Source organism: Dactylosporangium sp. NPDC050588 (genome assembly GCF_040654975.1).
GTDB classification, from domain to species: domain Bacteria; phylum Actinomycetota; class Actinomycetes; order Mycobacteriales; family Micromonosporaceae; genus Dactylosporangium; species Dactylosporangium maewongense.
In genome coordinates this window covers 71829-94192 of record NZ_JBFAJA010000056.1, presented here as the reverse complement: position 1 = coordinate 94192, position 22364 = coordinate 71829, and the positions used below count along the sequence as shown (strand labels likewise).

Sequence of the window (22364 nt, the reverse complement as noted above, 5' to 3'; positions counted from 1 at the left end):
CAAAATTTCGCGGTAGCCCCAGCCTCACGGCTGGGGCTACTCGCATTTCCAGACCAGAAACAGCGCCAGAAGGCGCTGAAAGCGGAAGCCGCGGGTCAGCGCTTCTCGACGGCCGGCCGGATCGTCGACAGGGCCTTCTCCGCGTCCGCCGTCTTGCTGCCGGGAAGCACCACGACGCCGAGCGAACCGTTGTCCGCCCAGCCGCACACGGCGATCACGCCGTCCTTGTCGTCGATCTCGCCGCACCGGGCCACCCCGCCCAGGTCGCCGGCGTCGACGTCATGAACCCCGCGGATCGCGGTGTCCGCGCCGGCGACGGCCTTGAAGGCACCGTCCAGGGACCGCTCCGGCTTCCAGATGCGGCCGGTCCCGGCCACGAGGATGACCGTGCGGGTCTCGGAGCCGTTCGGCTCCCGGTAGATGGCGCCGAGGCTCTCGTCGAGACTGACCTCGGTCACGATCGCGTCCCGGACGTACTCGGAGGCCTGAGCGGCCTCGTCGGTGGAGAACAGCGTGTAGGAGCCGATCTGCGTCGGCGTGGACACCTTGGTGTCGCTCTGCTGGGTCACCCGCCAGACCGTCGGGCCGTACACGACCGCGGAGCCCAGGAGGGCCACGCCGGCGAGGGCCCCGCAGACGATGGCCACCTTCTTCACGTTGACGGAAGAACGCGGCTCGTCATCAGGCTCATCCGCGTCGGAGATGCCCGGAAGATCGACCATCGGCGCAGCCTAGCAAGGCCCCGCACGCACAGTGGGGCCGGACCGCAGCGGCCCGACCCCACCGGTACATCAGCGGAAAACGCGATCAGCGGGACTCCACCGCCGGGCGGATCTGCAGGAACAGGTCCGAGGCCTCCCCGAGGTCCCGGCCGATGAACACCCCGATGCCGACACTGCCGTGGTCGGCCCAGGCGCACAGGGTCATCGGCAGCTCGTCCTCGGTGCCGCTCGCGCACTTCACCGTGCCGCCCAGGTCGCCGGCCGGGTAGCTGGTCTGTCCGCCGACGCTGCCGCCGGTGGAGTTGAAGCCCTTGAACGCGTCCTCGATCTCGTCGTCGGGGAAGACGACCGTGGAGGTCGCCGCGACGATCACGACCAGCTTCTGCGGGTCGCCGGTGCTGTAGATGCCCGCCGCGACCTCGTCCACGTCGCCGACGTCGTTGCGCAGATCACGCTCCATCTGGTCGACGATCGTCTGCATCTCGTCGGAGGTTTCCTTCTTCAGCCCGCCCGGCAGCGTCTCCGGCGCCGTCACCGTGGTGCCGGACGCGTCGATGATCGGGTACAGGAACACGCCGCAGCCGACCGCGCAGATCAGGAACAGCGCGCCCAGGATCCCGAGTGTGATCTTCAGCCCTTTGCCCCGGCGCGGCGGCGGGGGCGGCGGGAAGGCCGGGCCCTGCCCCGGGAACGGCGCCGCGGGCTGAAACGGCGGTGCAGACGGCTGGAACGGCGGTGCCGACGCCTGGTACGGGTCCTGGTACGCCGGCTGCTGGTACGGCTGCTGAGGCTGCGCATACGACTGCGGCGGGCCGTACGGGCCGGGCTGCTGGGGGTAGGACCCACCGCTCGGAGCCTGTTGCGTGCCGAACTCCGGCGCCAGGTCGTACGACTGGGGCTGGAACGGCTGCGAGTGGGGCTCGTCGTCGGACGGGCGGGGCGGGTAAGTCACCGTCGATCAGTCTCCTGAGTGAGGGGGCAATGGCGAGCGTAGACCCCACGCGCGAAGTTCTAGACTCGCTGTTGTGACGGAGACTCAACGGACGCCCGGCAGCGCCGAGCCGACCGCCCCCACTGCCTCGGTGCTCTCGGCCCAGTATGCGCCCGGCGAGGTGGAACAGCGGCGGTATGAGCGATGGGTGGCCGACGGTCTGTTCAAGGCCGACGCGGCCAGCGACAAGCCACCGTTCACGATCGTGCTGCCCCCACCCAACGTGACGGGCTCGCTGCACATCGGTCACGCCCTCGACCACACGGTCCAGGACGCGATCACCCGCCGGAAGCGGATGCAGGGCTTCGAGGCGCTGTGGCTGCCCGGCATGGACCACGCCGGCATCGCCACGCAGAACGTCGTGGAGCGGCAGCTCGCCGCGTCCGGGCAGTCCCGGCACGACCTGGGCCGCGAGGCGTTCGTGGAGAAGGTCTGGCAGTGGAAGGCCGAGTCCGGCGGCAAGATCCTCGGCCAGATGACCCGCCTCGGCGACTCCGTGGACTGGAGCCGTGAGCGGTTCACCATGGACGAGGGCCTGTCCCGCGCCGTCCTCACCATCTTCAAGCGGCTCTTCGACGACGGCCTCATCTACCGGGCCGAGCGCATCATCAACTGGTGCCCCCGGTGCCTGACCGCGCTGTCCGACATCGAGGTCGAGCACTCCGACGACGACGGTGAGCTGGTCTCGATCCGTTACGGCGAGGGTGCCGACGCGATCGTCGTGGCCACCACGCGGGCCGAGACGATGCTCGGTGACACCGCGGTGGCCGTGCACCCCGACGACGAGCGCTACAAGCACCTCGTCGGCACCGAGGTCGAGCTGCCCCTCACCGGCCGCCGGATCCCGATCGTCGCCGACGCGCACGTCGACCCGGCGTTCGGCACCGGCGCGGTCAAGGTGACCCCCGCGCACGACCCCAACGACTTCGAGATCGGCCAGCGGCACGACCTGCCGAGCCTCACCATCATGGACGAGCACGGCGTCATCACCGTGCACGGCCCGTTCCTCGGCCTGGACCGCTTCGAGGCGCGGCCCGCCGTCGTCGCCGCGCTGCGCGCCGAGGGGCGCATCGTCGCGGAGAAGCGGCCGTATGTCCACGCCGTCGGCCACTGCCAGCGGTGCGGCACCACCGTGGAGCCGCGCCTGTCGCTGCAGTGGTTCGTGCGCACCGAGCCCCTGGCGCGGGCCGCCGGCGACGCCGTCCGCGACGGCCGGGTCCGGGTGGAGCCGCCGGAGCTCACCAAGCGCTACTTCGGCTGGGTCGACAACATGCACGACTGGTGCATCTCCCGGCAGCTGTGGTGGGGGCACCGCATCCCGGTGTGGTACGGGCCGCAGGGCGAGGTCGTGTGCGTCGGCCCCGACGAGCAGGTGCCCGCGGGTGAGGGCTGGACGCAGGACCAGGACGTCCTCGACACGTGGTTCTCCTCGGCGCTGTGGCCGTTCTCCACGCTCGGCTGGCCCGACGAGACCCCCGACCTGGCGAAGTTCTACCCGACCAGCGTCCTGGTGACCGGCTACGACATCCTGTTCTTCTGGGTCGCCCGGATGATGATGTTCGGCCTGTACGCGATGGACGGCCGCCAGCCGTTCGACGTCGTCATGCTGCACGGCATGGTCCGCGACCAGCACGGCAAGAAGATGTCGAAGTCGTTCGGCAACGTCGTCGACCCGCTCGACTGGATCGACCGGTTCGGCGCCGACGCGACCCGCTTCACCCTCGCCCGCGGCGCCAACCCGGGCGCCGACGTGCCGGTCAGCGAGGAGTGGGTGCAGGGCGCCCGCAACTTCTGCAACAAGCTGTGGAATGCCACCCGGTTCGGCCTGTCCAACGGCGCGACCGTCGAAGGTGACCTGCCCATCGAGGACCTGTCGACCGTCGACCGGTGGATCCTGTCCCGGCTCCAGCACGTCATCGCCGAGGTCGACGAGCAGTTCGAGGCGTTCGAGCTGGCGAAGGTGTGCGACACGCTCTACCACTTCGCGTGGGACGACGTCTGCGACTGGTACCTGGAGCTGTCGAAGGGCGCCATGACGCCGCAGCGGCAGCGGGTGCTGGGTCACGTGCTCGACCAGTTGCTGCGGCTGCTGCACCCGATCACGCCGTTCGTGACCGAGGAGCTGTGGACGACGCTGACCGGCGCGCCGACGCTGGTGCGGGCCGCCTGGCCGGTCGCCGACCAGACGCTGGTGGACGACGCCGCCGAGCGGGAGGTGGCCGACCTGCAGCGGGTCGTCACCGAGGTCCGCCGGTTCCGCGCCGACCAGGGCGTCAAGCCGGCCCAGCGGGTCGTCGCCCGGCTCGAGGGTCTCGATGCCGCCGGCCTGTCCGCGCACGAGGGCCTCATCCGGTCCCTGGCGCGGCTCGAGGCGCCCGGCGCGGAGTTCGCGGCCACCGCGAAGCTCAGCGTCGGCGTCGGGGTCACCGTCGAGCTCGACACCCGCGGCACGATCGACGTCGCCGCGGAGCGGGCCCGGCTCGGCAAGGACAAGGCCGCCGCGGAGAAGGAAGCCGCGCAGTGCCGGGCCAAGCTGGAGAATCCGGCGTTCACCGACAAGGCACCCGACGCGGTCGTGGAGAAGATCCGCCAGCGGCTCGCCGCCGCCGAGACCGATCTGGCCCGGATCAACGGGCAGCTGGACGCGCTGTGAGCGGGCCGGAGCGCAGCGGAGGACCGCGAACCAGCATCACAGGGTGGAGTTCACGCCGTCGCCGTAGCGCAGCGGAGGGGGCGGCGTGAGCGGACCGGGTCGCTTCAACGAGGTCGAGCAGGAGCTCAACGGCCGGGGCTTCACCAGGATGGTGTTCGACCTCGGCCGGATCGAGGCCCTGCTCGACTCGCTGGGCAGCCCGCAGCGGGCGTACCCGGCGATCCACCTGACGGGCACCAACGGCAAGACCTCGACGGCCCGGATGATCGACTCGCTGCTGCGCGCGCACGGCCTGCGGACGGGGCGCTACACCAGCCCCCACCTGCAGACGATCCGTGAGCGCATCAGCATCGAGGGCGAGCCGATCACCGAGGAACGGTTCGTCGAGGTGTACGACGAGGTCCAGCCCCTCGCCGAGTACCTGGACGCGCGCAGCGACGCGCCGCTGACGTACTTCGACATGACCACGGCGATGGCGTTCGCCGCGTTCGCCGACGCGCCCGTCGACGTCGCCGTCGTCGAGGTCGGCCTCGGCGGCGCCGACGACTCCACCAACGTGCTGCAGGCGCAGACGACCGTGATCACCCCGATCGGCCTCGACCACACCGAGTGGCTCGGCGACACCATCGAGGACATCGCGCTCGCCAAGGCCGGCATCGTGCACAAGGGGTCGACCCTGATCTGTGCGGCGCAGCCGGACGAGGCGATGCGCCCGATCCTGGAGCGCTGCGCCGAGGTCGGCGCGACCATCGCCCGGGAGGGCCGCGAGTTCGGCGTCGTCCGGCGCGACCTCGCCGTCGGTGGGCAGGTCCTCACCCTGCAGGGCCTGTCCGGCACCTACGAGGGCGTCTTCCTGCCGCTGCACGGCGAGCACCAGGCGCAGAACGCGGCGATCGCTCTGGCGGCCGTCGAGTCGTTCCTCGGCGCCGGCAACGAGCGGGCGCTGAGCGCCGACGCCGTCCGCGAGGGGTTCGGCGGCGCCACCTCACCGGGCCGGCTCGAACGGGTCCGCAAGTCACCGCCGATCCTCGTCGACGCCGCACACAACCCGGTCGGCATGCAGGCCACCGTCCGCGCGCTCAACGAGGAGTTCGCGTTCAGCGGCCTCGTCGCCGTCGTCGCGGCCCTCGCCGACAAGGACGTCGAAGGCATGCTGGAGCTGCTGGAGCCGATCACCGAGAGCATCGTCTGCACCCGCAACAGCTCGCCCCGGGCCATGTCGGCCGCGCAGCTCGGCGCGATCGCCGAGGAGCTGTACGGGCCCGAACGGGTCCACGTCGTGTCCGACTTCGCCGACGCGATCGACGCGGCCGTCACGCTCGCCGAGTCCGACAACGCGATCCCCGGCTCGATCGGCATCCTCGTCACCGGCTCGGTCGTCACCGTCGCCGACGCCCGCGGGCTGCTGAAGCGATGAGCAATACCGGACTGAAGAACCCTGGCGGCGCCGTTCGCGGCGTCGGCGCGTCCGCGCTCGTCGTGTTCGGCCTGGTCCTGCTGCTCGCGCTGCTGCCCCTGGCGAAGCTCGGCCAGTCGGCCGGCGCGCTGTGGCTCTGCGGCGGGCTCGCCGTGCTCAGCTTCGCCCTCTGCGGGCTGCTGCGGCACGGATGGGCATGGCACGCGGCGCTGGTCGTGCCGGTCGCGCTGCTCGCCGGCGGCGCCCTGCACTGGTCCCTGCTCGCCCTCGGCATCGTCTTCGGCCTGACGTGGGCTTACGTGTTGTACGTGCGGCGAGCCGTCTACGCGAACAAACCCTGACGCATGCGGGCGAGCCGGCTGCTCTCGACGCTGCTGCTGTTGCAGACCAGGGGCCGGCTCACCGCGCAGCAGATCGCCGACGAGCTCGAGGTCTCGATCCGCACCGTCTACCGCGACATCGAGGCGCTCTCCGCGTCAGGGGTTCCCGTGTACGCGGACCGCGGGCCCGCCGGCGGCTACCAGCTCGTCGACGGCTACCGCACGACGCTGACGGGGCTGACCACCGACGAGGCGGCCGCGCTCTTCCTCGCCGGCAGCGGCGCCACCGCCGGGCACCTGGGCCTCGGGCCGACGCTCGACGCGGCGCAGCTGAAGCTCCTCGCGGCGATGCCCCAGGAGCAGCGCACCATGGCGGCGCGCATCCAGGAGCGTGTCCACGTCGACGCGCCCGGCTGGTTCCGCGACCCGGAGGCGCCGCCGCATCTCGACGCCGTCGCCGGCGCGGTGTGGGACCAGCGGCGGCTGCGGGTGTCGTACCGCAAGTGGGACGGCACCCAGGTCGAACGGACCCTGGAGCCGCTCGGCCTGGTGCTGAAGGGCACGGCCTGGTACGTCGTCGCCCGCGGACGGGAGCGCGTCAACGCCTACCGGATCTCCCGCGTCGACGCCGTCGACGTGCTGCCGGAGCGGTTCGAGCGGCCCGAAGGCTTCGACCTGCGCGACTACTGGACCGGGTGGTCGGATCGGCTCCAGCGCACCCTGTACCGCGGGGGCGAGGCCACCGTCCGCGTCGGCCCCCGCGCGGCGAGCATGTGGTGGATGCTGGGCCCGGTCGCCGAACGGGCCCTGCGCGAGACCGCCGGCCCGCCCGACGCCGACGGCTGGGTGGAGATCGTCCTGCCGATCGAGACCTTCGAGCACGTGCGGGTCGACCTGGGCCGCTTCGGCCCCGACGTCGAGGTGCTCGCCCCGGCGGAGCTGCGCGAACTGATGCGCCGCACCGCCGAGGAGACCCTCCGCCGCTACTCCGGCTAGCGCCGCAGCTCCCACCTGGTCAGCGCGATCGCGTGGCCGTCGGGGTCGCGGAACGTCGCCGAGCACAGCTCCAGCTGCTCGCCCTGCGGCACGACCCGCGGCCGGTGGACGAAGTCGACGCCCTGCTCGCGGAGCCGCTCGTACGCCTCGTACACGTCGGGGACCTCGAGGTTGAGGTGCACGACCCGGCGGTCGACCGGCGGCATGTCCGCGACCCGGCGCAGCACGACCCTGGCGTCGCCGGTGGCGAGGACCGCGGCGGTGTCGCCGCTGTCGAGCTCGGTGAGGCCGAGGGTGTCGCGGTAGAACCGCCGGGACCGCTCCAGGTCCGACACGATCAGCGTGATGCTCACCCCGTTGACGCCGTCGAGGGGGTTGGGCTGCTGCCGCTGCTCGGTCGCCAGGAACTGCCCGACCGCGCCCTCGGACGGCGGCTGCTCCTCCAGCTGGTCCTCGGGCGAGTCGCCGACGTAGTGCTCGGTGGCGTAAGGGTTCGGGGCGACCGGCTCCTCGTCATCGTCGTCGCCGCCGGGCAGCGCGGTGCCGGGCTTCGGCCACGCGGGCGCGGTGTCGAACACGCCGGTGCCGGGCGGGGTGGCGTCGCGCGAGTGGCCGTTGCTCGACCACGCCGACGTCGTGCGCCCGCCGGCGTCGCCTGTACCCCACGGGCGGACGGTGGCGTTGCCGTTGCTCGCCGGGTCGCCGGCGGCGGCCTCGTTCGCCGACCGCAGCGGCGTCGGCGGCCCGGCCGGCGACGGCCCGAGGACCGGCGACGCCCCGACGACCGGTGCCGGCCCCACGACGGGTGCCGACTCGTCGGTGCCGCCCGCGGGCGCGGTGTCGGCGGTGTCGGCGGTGTCGGCGGGGTCGGCGGGGTCGCTGTCCGCCGGGGCCGAGTCCGAGGGAGTGGTGTCTGTGGGCGTCGGGTCGGTGGGAGCGGTGTCGGTGGGAGCGGTGTCGGTGGGCGGCTCGGCGTCGTGCACCTGGATGTGCTCCAGGTGCGGGAGCCGGGTCGGCAGCTGCTCGGTCTCGCGGTCGGGCCACCAGGTGATCCCCGGCGGAAGAGCGGCGGCGCCCGCGGGCTCGTCGGCGGGCTGCTCGACACCCCCCTCGACGGCGGTCTCGACGTCCTGCACCGCGGGCGTCAGCTCCGGAGCTTGTTCCGTGGCCTCTTCCGTGGCCTGCTGAGAGGCCTGCTCAGAGGCCTGCTCAGAGGGCTGGTCAGAGGACGGCAGGTCCGGCGGTGGCGAGAGGGTGGAACCCGCCTCCGGGATCGTGTACGACGGCGCGGCCTCCGTGACCGCGGCCGGGGTCTCCTCCGGGGTGGGGGCGACCGCCGGCTCCACGGTCCTCGCCGGTGCGCGGTCGTGGGTGCCGGGGCGGGGACGCGGGCTCGGCCGGCGCCGGTCGCCGCCCCGCACCGGGTTGGACGGCAGGCGCACCACCATCGGCGGGGTGTCATCGGTGACGACACCCGCGTGCGCGGCCTGGGCGCCGGCGGCGGGATCCGCGACCCCGGCCCCGCTGACGGGCGCGGCGGTGACGGTCCCGACCCCGGCGTGCTCCCCGGCCAGCGCGTGCTCCCCGGTCGTCGCCTGCCCGCCTGCCGATGCCGGCGAGGCGGCCGCCGTGGGCGAGCCGGTCGCCGTGGGCGAAGCGCTCGCCGTGGGCGAGCCGGTGGCCTGCGAGCCCGTCTTGGTGAAGGCGACCGCCGCCGGTGCCGCGAATCCCGACGTGCCGGCGGGGTCGCCGGTGCCGCCGGGCGCGGGGGAGGTCGGCCGCTGGGCGGGCCGGGTCTGGCCGGTGCGGTCACCGCGCCCCGACAGCCGGACCGGCTCGATGACCGGCGCCGCGATCGGGGGGAGGTCGGTGAGCGTGGGCCGGTTGTCGGGCGGGAGGTCTTCGGCGGGCCGCTCGAAGGGCGTGACCGAGCCACCGCCTGGCCCCCTGCCTGAGCCCCCGACCGGGCCACCCACAGCGCCGCCGGCGGCGACCCTGGCGCGTTCACGCTCGCGCTCGTAGTCGTCGGTGGGGGAGTCGACGACGTCGAGCTCGTCGCCGTCGACGGAGTAGCGCGGGGCGCCGCCGCCGGAGGGGCGCCGCTCCGACGCCTGGGCGTCCTGGTGCGACTGGACCTTGTCCCAGACGACGGCGAGCTTGCGCGGGTTGCCCTTGAGGACCTGGACCGGCAGGGTCGCGCCGGCGTCGGGCCACTTGTCCAGCGGGATGGCCGGGTCGACGGTGGAGACGGTGACGCCGTTGATGCCCGTCGCCCTGACGACGAGCTTGAGCCGCCCGCGGGCGGTGCGTCCGTCGGTCGTCGGGCGGGGCGAGATATCGGCGACCCTCGCTGTGCCGTAGACGTATTGCCGCACCTTGTTGCGCGAGTTGAGGACAAGGATCAGCACCGGACCGGCCGCGGCCAGGATGATGCCCAACGCGACCACCAACGCGTTGGTCATTCCCAGTCCGCAGAATGCCAGGAAACTACCGACCACGACGAGCAGTGCGATCACGAGTTTCCTGGTGCCGGTGTCCTGCGCACGATTGCTGGACGGCAAAGTCGACCTCCCCAGACGACTGACATCAGGCTATGCCTGATCATCGCCGGAACGGAAGTCTTCGGCACCCGGGCGGGTCGGGTTCGGTGACGCTGGGTAGGCTCGGGGGCGAACCGGACCCATCTTGGAGGCACCTCGTGGCCGAGCGTTCGCTCGTTTTGATCAAGCCTGATGCCGTGCGCCGTGGACTCGTCGGCGAGATCATCGGGCGCCTGGAGCGCAAGGGCCTCGCCATCGACGCGATGCGGCTGCGCACCATGGATCGGACCCTGGCCGACCAGCACTACGCCGAGCACGTGGAGCGCGATTTCTACCCGCCGCTGCGTGACTTCATGACCAGCGGCGACCTCGTCGCGCTGGTCGTCTCGGGCGACGAGGCGATCGCCGTCATCCGCACCCTGATCGGTTCGACCGACGGCAGGAAGGCCGCGCCGGGCAGCATCCGCGGCGATTTCTCGCTGTCCAACCGGGAGAATCTCGTGCACGCGTCCGACTCGGTGGACAGCGCGAAGCGTGAGATCGCCCTGTGGTTCCCGGAGCTCGCGGAATAAAAATCACCCTGAATGGGCGAGACCTGAATGGCGAGGAGGGCGGGTGCTGGGACACCCGCCCTCCTCACTGTGTTGGGGAAGAAAGCCTTAGGGCAGCGTCGCCAGGTGCGGCTTGACGGTCTTGGCGAAGTTGTTGCCGTTCGTGACGTCCCAGTTGATCGACCAGGTCATCGCGCCCCGGATGCCGGGGTAGGTGTGCGGCGGCTTGAACGTGCCGCAGTTGGTGCCGGACGCCAGGCACGACAGCGCCTGGTTGACCAGGGCCGGGGCGACCACGCCACCGCCGGCGGCGCCGGGGCCGGCCGGCAGGCCGAGGGCGACCTGGTCGGGGCGCAGCCCGTTCTCCAGCTGGATGCAGGCGAGCGCGGTCATGAAGTTGACGGTGCCCTGCGAGTACGCGGCCATCTGGTCGCAGCCGAGCATCGCGCCGGAGTTGTAGTACTGGGTGTAGACCACCGTGAGGATGTCCTTGATGGACAGTGCCAGCGCGAAGTAGCTGCTGCCGGTGGACTGCATGTCGATCGTCTGCGGCGCCATCGTGATGATGAGGTTCGCGCCGGCCTTGGCCCGCAGCGAGCGCAGCGCCTGGGCCATGTAGGTCGGGTTGAGCCCGTTCTCCAGGTCGATGTCGACTCCGTCGAAGCCGTACTGCTGCATCAGCGCCCACGCGCTGTTGGCGAAGTTCGTCGCGGCGGCCGCGTCGCCGACGCTGACCCGTCCGGCCTCGCCGCCGACGGAGAGGATGACCTTCTTGCCGCGGGCGTGCAGGGTGGCGATGTCGGACTTGAACTCCGCGTCGGTGTAGCCGCCGAGCGCCGAGGCGAGCTGCGGGTCGACCGCGAAGGTCAGCTGGCCCGGCTGCGAGCCGGTCTCGGCGAACGCGACGTCGATCAGGTCGTACTCGCTGGGGACGTCACGCAGCTTCAGCTTCGCCGCGCTGTTGACGAAGTCCTGCCAGTAGCCGGTCAGGAAGTGCTTCGGCAGCGGGCTGGGCGGCGTCGAGGTCGACGGTGACGGCGAGGTCGACGGGGACTTCGAGACCGACGGCGACACCGACGGCGAGGGCGAGGTCGACCGCGACGGGGACGCGGACGGGGTGGTCGGCTCGAGCGTCGTCGGCGGGGTGCCGCCGGGGCCGTTCAGCGAGAAGTCGTCCGCGGTGTAGGCGGGCTGCCCGTACCAACCGTTGACGTAGACGACCGCCGTCTTCTGCGTCGCGGCGGTGGTGAACGACACCGAGAGCTGCGAGTATGCGCCGCCGGTGCCGGGCGTCCAGGTGCTGGCGTCGACGCCGCCGGTGACGCCGATGAACACGTAGGAGCCGTTGACGTAGCCGGAGAAGGTGTACTTTGTGTTCGGCTGCACGGACACCGTCTGCTGGCACCGGGCGGTGGTGCCGCCGGGCGTGCCGGTGAGCTTGTAGCTGCCGGACCGGGCGCCGCCGGAGGTGACCGCGGCCGACGGCTCGCAGCTCCAGCTGTTGGCGTTGCCGGTCTCGAAGCCTGGGTTGGTGAGCAGCTCGGCGGCCGAGGCGGGCAGCGCGATCACGACCCCGGCGAGGGTCAGCGCGGCCGCTCCGGTGCCCGCGAGCAGGGCGATAGTGCGTGGACGCATCGTGGCTCCAGGTGGGGGTGACGTCGATGGGCGTCGACGTTTGGTGTCACGAAACTCCAGCGGGGAATTAATGTCAAGGTTTCTTTACTATTCTTTATGGCAGCCGGGGAAACCTGGATGCGCGACGCGGTACCCTGGACGCACAGGCGTCGACCCGGCCATCACCGGCGAGCCTCCGGAAGAACGGGCCGCCGGGTCATCGGCGGCCTCAGTAGAACCGGACGGGCACCGGTCCGTCACAGCCGGCCAACGAGCGGCCACCGTCAGGTGGCAAGCGGGGTGGTACCGCGGACCTGCGAAGGTTCGTCCCCGCGTGGAGTCGAGACAGCTGACGTCACGCGAGGAGTGCGACCGCCGATGGCCTATCCGATGCACAATGCCGCGCCGGGTGTGCCGGCCAGCCCCGACCTGCCCGAGGTCGAGCGGGGCGTCCTGGACTACTGGGCCGCCGACAAGACCTTCGAGGCCTCCGTCGAGCAGCGTGACGCGGGCGTCGACGGCGCCAACGAGTTCGTGTTCTACGACGGCCCTCCGTTCGCCAACGGCCTGCCGCACTACGGCCACCTGCTGACCGGCTACGCGAAGGACGTCGTCCCGCGGTACAAGTCGATGCGCGGCTTCCGGGTCGAGCGCCGCTTCGGGTGGGACTGTCACGGCCTGCCCGCCGAGGTCGAGGCCGAGAAGCAGCTCGGCATCAGCACGAAGGCGGAGATCCTCCAGCTCGGCGTCGACAAGTTCAACGCCGCCACCCGGGAGTCCGTGCTGCGTTACACGGCCGAGTGGGAGCGGTACGTGACGCGCCAGGCGCGCTGGGTCGACTTCACCAACGACTACAAGACGCTCGACCTGGACTACATGGAAAGCGTCATGTGGGCCTTCAAGACCCTGCACGACAAGGGTCTCGTCTACGAGGGGTTCAGGGTCCTCGCGTACTGCTGGCGCTGCGAGACCCCGCTGTCCAACACCGAGCTGCGCATGGACGACGACGTCTACCGCGACCGGCAGGACCCGGCGCTGACCGTGGCCTTCCAGCTGGAGAGCGGCGAGAAGATCCTCGCCTGGACGACGACCCCGTGGACGCTGCCGTCCAACCTGGCCCTCGCGGTCGGCCCGGACATCGACTACGCGGTGTTCGAGGAGGACGGGCAGCGGTTCATCCTGGCATCGTCCCGCGTCGCCGCCTACGAGAAGGAGCTCGCGAGCGCGGTCCAGGTCGAAACCGTCAAGGGTGAGACGCTCGTCGGGCGGCGGTACACGCCGCTGTTCGACTTCCTCGCCGACACCCCCAACGCGTTCCAGGTGATCGGCGCGGACTTCGTCACCACCGAGGACGGCACCGGCGTCGTGCACATGGCGCCCGCCTTCGGCGAGGACGACCAGGCGGCCTGCGCGTCCGTCGGCATCCCCACCGTCGTCACCGTCGACGAGCACACCCGCTTCACCTCGGTCGTCCCCGCGTATCAGGGGCTGCAGGTCTTCGAGGCCAACAAGCCGGTCATCCGCGACCTGAAGGCCGCGGGCGTCGTCGTGCGTCACGACTCCTACACGCACTCCTACCCGCACTGCTGGCGCTGCGACTCGCCGCTGGTCTACAAGGCGGTCTCGTCGTGGTTCGTGGCCGTGTCCACGTTCCGCGACCGGATGGTGGAGCTCAACCAGCAGATCACCTGGACGCCGGAGCACATCAAGGAGGGCTCGTTCGGCAAGTGGCTGGCCAACGCCCGCGACTGGTCGATCAGCCGCAACCGGTTCTGGGGCTCGCCGATCCCGGTGTGGAAGTCCGACGACCCGCAGTACCCACGCGTCGACGTGTACGGCTCGCTCGACGAGCTCGAGCGCGACTTCGGCGTGCGCCCCGGCGACCTGCACCGGCCCGAGATCGACAACCTGACCCGGCCCAACCCGGACGACCCGACCGGGCAGTCCGTCATGCGCCGCGTGCCGGAGGTCCTCGACTGCTGGTTCGAGTCGGGCTCGATGCCGTTCGCGCAGGTCCACTACCCGTTCGAGAACCGGGACTGGTTCGAGCACCACTACCCGGGCGACTTCATCGTCGAGTACATCGGCCAGACCCGCGGCTGGTTCTACACCATGCACGTGCTGGCCACCGCGCTCTTCGACCGCCCGGCGTTCAACAACTGCGTCAGCCACGGCATCCTCCTCGGCGAGGACGGCCGCAAGATGTCCAAGAGCCTGCGCAACTACCCCGACGTCTACCGGGTGTTCGACGAGTACGGCTCCGACGCGATGCGGTGGTTCCTCGTGGCGTCGCCGGTGCTGCGCGGCGGTGACATGCCGGTCACCGAGGTCGGCATCCGCGACGCGGTCCGGCAGGTGCTCCTGCCGCTGTGGAACGTCTGGTACTTCTTCTCGCTGTACGCCAACGCGGACGGCTACACCGCGCGGCGGCGCGCCGACAGCACGCACCTGCTCGACCGGTACGTGCTGGCCAAGACCGGCGAGCTGGTCGCGACCGTGACCGCGCAGCTGGACGCCTACGACCTGTCCGGCGCCTGCGGGACGGTCCGGTCCTACCTCGACGCGCTGACCAACTGGTACGTGCGCCGCTCCCGCGACCGGTTCTGGTCCGGCGACCACGACGCGTTCGACACGCTCTACACCGTGCTGTCGACGCTGACGCAGGTCGTCGCGCCGCTCGCGCCGCTGACCGCGGAGGAGATCTTCCGCGGCCTGACCGGCGAGCGGTCGGTGCACCTGACCGACTGGCCGTCGGCGGCGGAGTTCCCCGCCGACCACGCGCTGGTCGCGGACATGGACGCGGTGCGGGACGTCTGCTCGGCGGCGCTCTCCCTGCGCAAGGCCCGCGGGCTGCGGGTACGGCTGCCGCTGCAGACCCTGACGGTGGCCACGCCGCGGGCGGAGGCGCTGCGGCCCTTCGCCGCGCTCGTCGCCGACGAGGTCAACGTGAAGGAGGTCGTCTTCACCGGCGACGTCGCCGCGCACTGCACGCCGGTGCTGACGCTGGTGCCGCGGGTGCTCGGCCCGCGCCTCGGCAAGGACGTCCAGCAGGTGATCAAGGCGGTCAAGGCCGGCGACTGGCAGCACACCGGCGACGAGGTCGTGGCCGGCGGCGTGACCCTGCAGGACGGCGAATACGACCTGAAGCTCGTCGCGGCGGACCCGACCCAGTCGGCGCCGCTGCCCGGCGGCGAGGGCGTGGTCGTGCTCGACAGCACGGTCACCCCGGAGCTGGCGGCCGAGGGGCTCGCCCGCGACCTGGTCAGGGTCGTGCAGCAGGCCCGGCGGGACGCGGACCTGAACGTCTCGGACCGCGTCACGGTCCTCGTGCAGGGCGACGGGCTGGACGCGGTGCTCGCCGCGCACGGCGCGTTCGTGGCCGGCGAGGTCCTCGCCGACACGGTGTCGCTGGGGGCGGTGCCCCAGGGCTTCGCCGGAGAGGTCGGCGACGGTCAGGCCGTCGTCGTCAAGGTGACGAAGGCCTAGGCGCCCGCCGGTCGAACTCGCCCTCGGGCATCACGACCACCATCGTGAGGACCGCCTCCACGTCCGCCGCGTTGCGGTAGGTGTGGGGGCGGTCGGCCCGGAAGTCGATCGTCTCGCCGGTCCGCACGGTGTACTGCGAGCCGTCGACCGTCACCACGAGCGAGCCCTCCCGCAGGTGGATCAGCTCCCGCGTGCCGGAGGAGTGGTCGCCGGAGTCGTGCGTCTCGCCGGGCGGCATCCGCCACTCCCAGACCTCGACGAACGCCGGGTCGTTCACGCCACGCAGCAGCCTGCCGGTCCCGCCCGCGCCGCCCCGCCACAGCACCGGCGGCTCGTCCGCGCCGACGATCCGCACCACCGGCTCCGGCTCCGACTCCAGCAGCCGGCCGATGCTCACCCCGAACGACTCCGCGATCCGGCACAGCGTGCCGATGCTCGGGTTGGTCTTCGCGCCCTCGATCTGCACCAGCATGCCCTTGCTGACGCCGGACCGGCTGGCCAGCTCGTCGAGGGACCAGCGCCGGCCCTGCCGCAACGCCTTCACGTGTCTGGCGATCGCCGCCTGGGCGACCTGCGCCACATCGTCGGTCAAAATATTTTCCTTCACAGTCAATATCGTGATACGACTGCGGCATGTTCGCCATCGCCGATGAGGTGCTCGACCTGTGCCGGTCCGTGGGCCATGAGGCTACCGTCCTCGCGGTGCTCGCCGACGGACTCCGCAACGGTCCCAGTGACGGCGCCGTGCTGCACCAGGCGATCAAGGACGCCGGTGGTCCCGGCCTGCCGCTCGACGCCCCGTTGCAGGCATGGCGCGACGTCTACCGGGCCTTCGGGGCGAAGCCGCAGCGCACGCCGTGCTCGGCGGAGGCGCTGCGCAAGCGGGCCGCCCGCGGGGACGTGCCCGTGATCGACCGGATCGTCGACGCGTACAACGCCGTCAGCATCCGCTTCGCCGTGCCGATCGGCGGCGAGGACCGCGCCGCGCTCGCCGGCACCGAGCGGCTCGTGCTCGCCGCCGGCGACGAGCCGTTCGACACGGTGAAGGAGGGCGCGCCGGTCGTGGAGACGCCGGAGCCCGGCGAGGTGATCTGGCGCGACGACCTCGGGGTGACCTGCCGGCGGTGGAACTGGCGCCAGGGCCGCCGCACCGCCATCACCGCCGCCACCACCTCGGCCGTCTTCCTCCTGGAAGGACTCGACACCGACCTCACGCCGGCCGCGGAGATGCTCGCCGAGCTGCTCGACGCCGACACGGTCACCGTGCGGAGGCTCGCGTGATCGGGATCGTGCTCGCCGCGCTGTCGGGGCTGGTGTGGGGCGTCGGTGACTTCGCGGGCGGCAAGGCCAGCCAGCGCGTCGACTCGAAGACCGTGGTCGTGCTGTCGAAGGCCGCCAGCATCCCGCTGTTGCTGCTCTTCCTGGTGCTCATGCCCGCCGCGCCGCACGCCGGCGCCCTCGGCTGGGGCGCCGCCGCCGGCGCGCTCGGCATGGTCGGGATGATGGTGTTCTACCGGGCGATGGCCGGCGGCGCCATGACGATCGTCGCTCCCGTCAGCGCCGTCACCACCGCGCTGCTGCCCGTCGCCGCCGGCCTGCTCTCCGGCGAGCGCCCGGGTGGTCTCGCGCTGGCCGGCGCGGGCTGCGCGATCGTCGCGATCGGCCTGGTCAGCCTCGCGCCCGGAGGCGACGCCAGGCTTTCCGTCCGGCTCCTCGGCATGGCACTCGGCGCCGGCGTCGCGTTCGGTCTGTTCTTCATCTGCCTGTCCGCCGCGAGCGACGCCGCCGGCGGTGCCGCCGGGATGTGGCCGGTCCTCGGCGCGCAGGTCACCGCCGTCGTGCTCGGCGCGCCGCTGCTGCGCGGCCGGGGCGCGGCACGTCCGTCCGGGACGCCGCTGCGCTGGCTGCTCGCCGCCGGGATGCTCGACATGAGCGCCAACGCCCTCTATGTCCTGGCCGTCCAGCGTGGGGACCTGAGCATCATCGCGCCGGTCGCGTCGCTGTACCCGGTGAGCACCGTCCTGCTCGCGATGCTCGTCGACCGCGAGCGGCTGCGCCCGGTGCAGCTTGCCGGGCTCGGGCTGGCCGCGACCGCGCTGGTGCTCGTCGCCTCATGAGCGGGCCGGAGCGGAGCGGAGGGCTGCGAATCGGTATCGCAGGTCGGCGCTCGGGCCGGCGCCGGAGCGTAGGGGAGGTGGCGGCATGAGCCGCGGGTGGTGTTGCCCACGGTGTGAGCTCAGCGGCTGACCTGACGACCCGCGCCGTCTACAGTGGGCGGCATCGTCTGTTGAGCCTGGTGGAGGGCATTTGTCCGCGCTGTATGCGGTCGGCAAGTTCGCGATCTCTCCAGTGTCCCGCCTGCTGTGGCGGCCCAAGGTCAGCGGACTGGACAACGTGCCGGCCACCGGCCCGGCCATCCTCGCCAGCAACCACCAGTCCGTCATCGACTCGGTGCTGATGGGCGCGCTCATGCCGCGCAACGTCTACTTCCTCGCCAAGGACGAGTACTTCATCGCCCCCGGGGTCAAGGGCACCGTCATGCGCAACGTCATGTACGGGCTGAACCAGATCCCCGTGGACCGCTCCGGCGGCCGGGCCAGCCTGATGGCCCTCGACGCCGCGCTGCCCGTCCTGCGCGACGGCCACGTCCTCGGCATCTTCCCCGAGGGCACCCGCTCACCCGACGGCCGCCTGTACCGCGGCCGCCCCGGAGTGGCGAAGCTCGCCCTCGACGCGCCCGCCCCGATCATCCCGATCGGCCTGCTCAACACCGAGAAGATCCAGCCGATCGGCGCCTCCGTGCCCCGCCTCGGCCCGACGGTCGAGGTCCGCGTCGGCGAGCCGCTCGACCTGAGCCAGTGGCAGGGCGGCGAGATCGACAGCCGTGGCCTGCGCGAGCTGACCCTCAAGCTCATGAACGCGATCCAGCAGCTCACCGGCCAGGAGTACGTCACCCGGTACGCCCCGAAGCGCCCCGACCAGATCGCCGCCGCGAACGGCGCGGCAGAGAAGGACTGAGTCAGCCGCGGCGGACGATGGAGCCGCGGATGTTGTGGGTCAGGGTGCCGGCCTGTTCGACGGACTTGCCGGGGAAGACGGCAAGGGCGATGACGCCGTGGTCGGCCCAGCCGCAGACGGTCGCCGAGCGGCCGTCGAAGCGGGCCGCGGCGCAGCGCTGCTCGCCGCCGAAGGGGCCGGGATCGATGTCGCGCACCGCGCCGACCTGCATCGCGGCCGGGAGCTTGCGGATCGAGGCCTCCAGGTCGCGGGTCGGATCGGTGATGAAGCGGGTGGCGCCCGCGACAAGGACGCGCAGCTGCCTGTTGGACGCGTCGGTGTACGTGACCGTGAAGCCGGACTCGTCGAGGTGGTCGGAGGTCAGGGCCTTCTGCAGGTCCGTGGCCGCCTTCTTGGCGTTCGCGTCGCTGGAACGGGTGAGCCCCGGCACCGTCGCGTCCACCTGCACCGAGGCCGGGTACTGCACCCAGTAGGGCCGGGCCCAGGCGTACGAGCCGCCGCAGCAGCCCGCGCACAGGGCGAAGAGCAGCAGCATCACCCACGGCCAGCGCCGCTTGCGCCGCTGATAGGGCGGGGGCGGCGGACCGTAGCCGGGCGGCGGGCGATAACCGGGCGGGGGACGGTACCCCGGCGGCGGCGGACCGTACTGCGGCACCGGCACGTACCGGATCTCCGGCGGGGGCGGCGAAGGATCAGCGGGCAGCGGGACCGTCCGCGGCGCGGCGGGCAGATCGAGGGTGTCCTCCCACTGCCGTCGCCGGCGTGACCCGCCCGGAGGCACCGACGCCGAGCCCACCCACGTCGGCGTGGCCGGCTGGCGGTCGGTCGGCGATTCATCCGGATGTGTCACACCCTGAAGGCTAGCGACCCCGTGCACGGCCCGCCGTTCAGCGGCGGCAGGTTTGACGGACACCTCGCGCGGATACGGTTGCGGTGTGCTGGGTCTACCGGAACGCGTGACCGCCTGCCTGTTCGACCTCGACGGGGTGCTCACCCCGACCGCGATCATCCACAACAAGGCATGGACCAGGACGTTCGACGACTTCCTCGCCGGACGCGACGGCCAGCGGCCGTTCGACCCGGTCGCCGACTACAACGACCACGTCGACGGCAAGCCGCGCGAGGCCGGCGTCCGTGACTTCCTCGCCTCCCGCGGCATCACGCTGCCCGAAGGCACCCCCGACGACCCTCCGGACGCCCAGACCGTCTACGGGCTCGGCAACCGCAAGAACGAGCTGCTGCTCACCCTCATCAAGGAGGGGCTCGAGCCGTACCCGGGCAGCGTGCGCTACCTGAAGGCGGCCGTCGCGGAAGGGCTGCGCCGGGCGGTGGTCAGCTCCAGCGCCAACACGCTGCAGGTGATCACGTCGACCGGTCTCGACGCCTACCTGGAGGCCAGGGTCGACGGCGTCACGGTCCGCGAGCAGGGGCTGCGCGGCAAGCCCGCCCCGGACACGTTCCTGGCGGCGGCGCGGGATCTCGGCGTCGCGCCGGAGCACGCCGCCGTGTTCGAGGACGCGCTCTCGGGGGTCGCGGCGGGGAAGGCCGGCGGGTTCGGCTACGTCGTCGGGATCGACCGGATCGGCGGCAGGCACGCCGACGACCTGCGGGCCGCCGGCGCCGACATCGTCGTGCCGGACCTCGACGCGCTGCTGGACGGTCAGGACCAGCCGGAAGGGCGGGACCGCTGATGGCGACATTCCCGGTCGAGCCGTGGGCGGTCCGCGAGACCGAGCTCGACCTCGACGACCTGGGCCAGACCGAGTCGCTGTTCGCGCTGTCCAACGGGCACGTCGGGCTGCGCGGCAACCTGGACGAGGGCGAGCCGTTCGGGCTGCCCGGCACGTACCTCAACTCCTTCTACGAGGAGCGCCCGCTGCCCTACGCGGAGGCGGGCTACGGCTTCCCGGAAGAGGGCCAGTCGATCCTGAACGTCACCAACGGCAAGGTGTTCCGCCTGCTGGTCGACGACGAGCCGTTCGACGTGCGGTACGGCAACCTCCTGAGCCACGAGCGGGTCCTCGACCTGCGGGCCGGCACGCTGCGGCGCGACGTCGACTGGATGTCGCCGGCCCAGCAGCGGGTCAAGGTCAGCACCACCCGCCTGGTGTCGCTGGAGCAGCGGTCGATCGCCGCGTTCCTGTACGAGGTCGAGCCCGTCGACGGCCCGGCGCGGGTGATCGTGCAGTCGGAGCTGGTCGCCAACGAGGACATCCCGCAGCCGAGCAAGGATCCGCGGGTCGCCGCGGCGCTCGGCCACGCCCTCGAGCCCGAGGAGCACTCGGCCAACGAACTCAACGGCCAGCTGCTGCACCGCACGAAGGCGAGCTGGCTGCGGCTCGGCGCGGAGATGGACCACGAGGTCGACGCGCCGGTGCCGGTCCGCTCGCACACCGAGGCCAGGGAGGACTGGGCCCGCACCACGTTCGCGTGCGAGCTGCAGCCCGGCCAGCGGCTGCGGATCGTCAAGTACCTCGCGTACGGCTGGTCCAGCCAGCGGTCCCGGCAGGCGATCCGCGACCAGGTGCACGGCGCGATCGCCGGCGCCCGGCTCGGCGGCTGGGACGGCCTCGTCGCGGCGCAGCGGCGGTTCCTCGACGGCTTCTGGGCGCAGGCCGACGTCGAGGTCGAGGGCGACGCGGAGATCCAGCAGGCCGTGCGGTTCGCCCTGTTCCACCTGATGCAGGCCGGCGCGCGGGCCGAGGCCAGGCCGATCGCGGCGAAGGGCCTGACCGGCCACGGCTACGACGGGCACGTGTTCTGGGACACGGAGAGCTTCGTGCTGCCGGTGCTGACCTACACGCACCCGCAGGCGGCCCGCGACGGGCTGCGCTGGCGGCACGACACGCTGCAGCTGGCCCGCGACCGCGCCGCGCAGCTGGGCCTGTCCGGGGCGGCCTTCCCGTGGCGGACGATCCGCGGGCAGGAGTGCTCCGCGTACTGGCCCGCCGGCACCGCCGGGTTCCACGTCAACGCCGACATCGCGGCCGCCGTGGTCCGCTACGTCCAGGCGACCGGCGACACCGCCTTCGAGGCCGACTGCGGCCTGGAGCTGCTGGTCGAGACCGCCCGGCTGTGGCGCTCCCTGGGCCACCACGACCGGCACGGCGTCTTTCACATCGACGGGGTGACCGGGCCCGACGAGTACAGCGCGATCGCCGACGACAACATCTACACCAATCTCATGGCCCAGCAGAACCTCGTCGCCGCGGCCGGCGCCGCCGAACGCCACCCGGACGAGGCACGGGCGGTCGGCGTCGACGACGAGGAGATCGCGTCGTGGCGCGACGCGGCCGCCAGGATCCACCTGCCCTACAGCAGCGAGCTGCGGGTCCACGAGCAGTCCACCGGCTTCACCCGGCACCAGGAGTGGGACTTCGAGCACACGCCCGACGACCACTATCCGCTGCTGCTGCACTACCCGTACTTCGACCTGTACCGCAGGCAGGTCGTCAAGCAGGCGGACCTGGTCCTGGCCATGCACTGGCGGGGCGACGCCTTCACCGCGGAGGAGAAGGCCCGCAACTTCGCCTACTACGACGAGCGCACGGTCCGCGACTCCTCGCTGTCGGCCTGCACGCAGGCGGTGATGGCCGCCGAGGTCGGGCACACCGAGCTGGCCTACGACTACCTCGGCGAGGCGGCCTTCGTCGACCTGTACAACCTGCAGCACAACTCCGGTGACGGACTGCACATGGCCTCGCTCGCCGGGACGTGGCTGGCGCTCGTCGCGGGCTTCGGGGGGATGCGGGACCACGGCGGGGAGCTGTCGTTCATGCCGCGGCTGCCGGACCGCCTGGACCGGCTGTCGTTCGCGATCACCTGCCACGGCGGCATCCTGCGGGTCACCGTCGACCACGAGGAGGCGACGTACCAGCTGGACTCCGGGGAGATGACGCTGCGCCACCACGGCGAGCAGTTCACCGTCGCGGCGGACAAACCGGTCACGCTGCGGGTCCCGCCGCCGCGGCCGGCCACGCCGGCGCCGAAGCCGCCCGCCAGGCGGGAGCCGAGGCGTCGGCATCGGAACTCCTGAGGCGGCGGCCGGGGGCGTTC

General features: G+C 72.0%; 17 protein-coding genes. 11 read left to right on the top strand and 6 right to left on the bottom strand.

Going from position 1 to position 22364, the window contains the following annotated elements; translation table 11 throughout:
- Positions 1-95: 95 nt before the first annotated feature.
- Together AB0I21_RS34290 and AB0I21_RS34285 are read right to left on the bottom strand one after the other, a co-directional pair.
- Positions 96-722: a hypothetical protein gene (locus AB0I21_RS34290; RefSeq protein WP_360567400.1), complete on the bottom strand. Its 627-nt coding sequence runs from the start codon at positions 720-722 to the stop codon at positions 96-98.
- 85 nt (positions 723-807) lie between these two features.
- On the bottom strand, positions 808-1674 hold the full coding sequence (locus tag AB0I21_RS34285; RefSeq protein WP_360567398.1) for a hypothetical protein: 867 nt from the start codon (positions 1672-1674) through the stop codon (positions 808-810).
- Between the two features lie 73 nt (positions 1675-1747).
- Here AB0I21_RS34285 and AB0I21_RS34280 point away from each other — a divergent pair, with 73 nt between their 5' ends.
- The 4 genes from AB0I21_RS34280 (at position 1748) to AB0I21_RS34265 (ending at position 7099) form a co-directional block, all read left to right on the top strand.
- A complete protein-coding gene (locus AB0I21_RS34280; RefSeq protein ID WP_360567396.1) occupies positions 1748-4366 on the top strand; it encodes a valine--tRNA ligase in 2619 nt (872 codons plus the stop codon).
- Between the two features lie 148 nt (positions 4367-4514).
- A complete protein-coding gene (locus AB0I21_RS34275; RefSeq protein ID WP_360567407.1) occupies positions 4515-5783 on the top strand; it encodes a folylpolyglutamate synthase/dihydrofolate synthase family protein in 1269 nt (422 codons plus the stop codon).
- Positions 5780-6124, top strand: coding sequence for a DUF4233 domain-containing protein (locus AB0I21_RS34270; RefSeq protein ID WP_360567394.1), 345 nt, complete (start codon positions 5780-5782; stop codon positions 6122-6124). The genes AB0I21_RS34275 and AB0I21_RS34270 overlap by 4 nt, the downstream gene beginning before the upstream one ends.
- A 3-nt stretch (positions 6125-6127) precedes the next feature.
- The gene (locus AB0I21_RS34265; protein ID WP_360567392.1) at positions 6128-7099 is read left to right on the top strand and encodes a YafY family protein; all 972 of its coding nucleotides are present in this window, start codon (positions 6128-6130) and stop codon (positions 7097-7099) included.
- On the opposite strand, the gene AB0I21_RS34260 is transcribed toward AB0I21_RS34265, so the two are convergent.
- Positions 7096-9561 carry a VOC family protein gene (locus AB0I21_RS34260; RefSeq protein WP_360567391.1) on the bottom strand — a complete coding sequence of 822 codons (2466 nt, stop codon included), beginning with the start codon at positions 9559-9561 and terminating at the stop codon, positions 7096-7098. The two genes, AB0I21_RS34265 and AB0I21_RS34260, sit on opposite strands and share 4 nt — an antisense overlap.
- A 236-nt stretch (positions 9562-9797) precedes the next feature.
- On the opposite strand from AB0I21_RS34260, the gene ndk reads away from it, so the two are divergent.
- Positions 9798-10211: a nucleoside-diphosphate kinase gene (gene ndk, locus AB0I21_RS34255; protein ID WP_354901747.1), complete on the top strand. Its 414-nt coding sequence runs from the start codon at positions 9798-9800 to the stop codon at positions 10209-10211.
- 87 nt (positions 10212-10298) lie between these two features.
- On the opposite strand, the gene AB0I21_RS34250 is transcribed toward ndk, so the two are convergent.
- Positions 10299-11825 carry a glycosyl hydrolase family 18 protein gene (locus tag AB0I21_RS34250; RefSeq protein ID WP_360567390.1) on the bottom strand — a complete coding sequence of 509 codons (1527 nt, stop codon included), beginning with the start codon at positions 11823-11825 and terminating at the stop codon, positions 10299-10301.
- 357 nt (positions 11826-12182) lie between these two features.
- On the opposite strand from AB0I21_RS34250, the gene ileS reads away from it, so the two are divergent.
- Positions 12183-15290, top strand: coding sequence for an isoleucine--tRNA ligase (gene ileS, locus AB0I21_RS34245; protein WP_360567388.1), 3108 nt, complete (start codon positions 12183-12185; stop codon positions 15288-15290).
- Here ileS and AB0I21_RS34240 read toward each other — a convergent pair.
- On the bottom strand, positions 15271-15882 hold the full coding sequence (locus AB0I21_RS34240; RefSeq protein ID WP_344512288.1) for an XRE family transcriptional regulator: 612 nt from the start codon (positions 15880-15882) through the stop codon (positions 15271-15273). The genes ileS and AB0I21_RS34240 overlap by 20 nt on opposite strands.
- Before the next feature lie 41 nt (positions 15883-15923).
- On the opposite strand from AB0I21_RS34240, the gene AB0I21_RS34235 reads away from it, so the two are divergent.
- The 3 genes from AB0I21_RS34235 to AB0I21_RS34225 all read left to right on the top strand — a co-directional run bounded on the left by AB0I21_RS34235 (position 15924) and on the right by AB0I21_RS34225 (position 18308).
- Positions 15924-16571, top strand: a complete 648-nt coding sequence (locus tag AB0I21_RS34235; protein ID WP_360567386.1) for a phenylalanine--tRNA ligase beta subunit-related protein — start codon at positions 15924-15926, stop codon at positions 16569-16571.
- Positions 16568-17407 carry a DMT family transporter gene (locus AB0I21_RS34230; RefSeq protein WP_360567384.1) on the top strand — a complete coding sequence of 280 codons (840 nt, stop codon included), beginning with the start codon at positions 16568-16570 and terminating at the stop codon, positions 17405-17407. The genes AB0I21_RS34235 and AB0I21_RS34230 overlap by 4 nt, the downstream gene beginning before the upstream one ends.
- Before the next feature lie 190 nt (positions 17408-17597).
- The gene (locus AB0I21_RS34225; protein WP_360567383.1) at positions 17598-18308 is read left to right on the top strand and encodes a lysophospholipid acyltransferase family protein; all 711 of its coding nucleotides are present in this window, start codon (positions 17598-17600) and stop codon (positions 18306-18308) included.
- Between the two features lies 1 nt (position 18309).
- On the opposite strand, the gene AB0I21_RS34220 is transcribed toward AB0I21_RS34225, so the two are convergent.
- A complete protein-coding gene (locus AB0I21_RS34220; RefSeq protein ID WP_360567381.1) occupies positions 18310-19158 on the bottom strand; it encodes a hypothetical protein in 849 nt (282 codons plus the stop codon).
- An 85-nt stretch (positions 19159-19243) separates the two neighbouring features.
- On the opposite strand from AB0I21_RS34220, the gene AB0I21_RS34215 reads away from it, so the two are divergent.
- Both AB0I21_RS34215 and AB0I21_RS34210 read left to right on the top strand, forming a co-directional pair.
- On the top strand, positions 19244-19999 hold the full coding sequence (locus tag AB0I21_RS34215) for a beta-phosphoglucomutase family hydrolase (protein ID WP_360567379.1): 756 nt from the start codon (positions 19244-19246) through the stop codon (positions 19997-19999).
- On the top strand, positions 19999-22344 hold the full coding sequence (locus AB0I21_RS34210) for a glycoside hydrolase family 65 protein (protein ID WP_360567377.1): 2346 nt from the start codon (positions 19999-20001) through the stop codon (positions 22342-22344). The genes AB0I21_RS34215 and AB0I21_RS34210 overlap by 1 nt, the downstream gene beginning before the upstream one ends.
- The last annotated feature ends 20 nt before the right edge of the window (positions 22345-22364 follow it).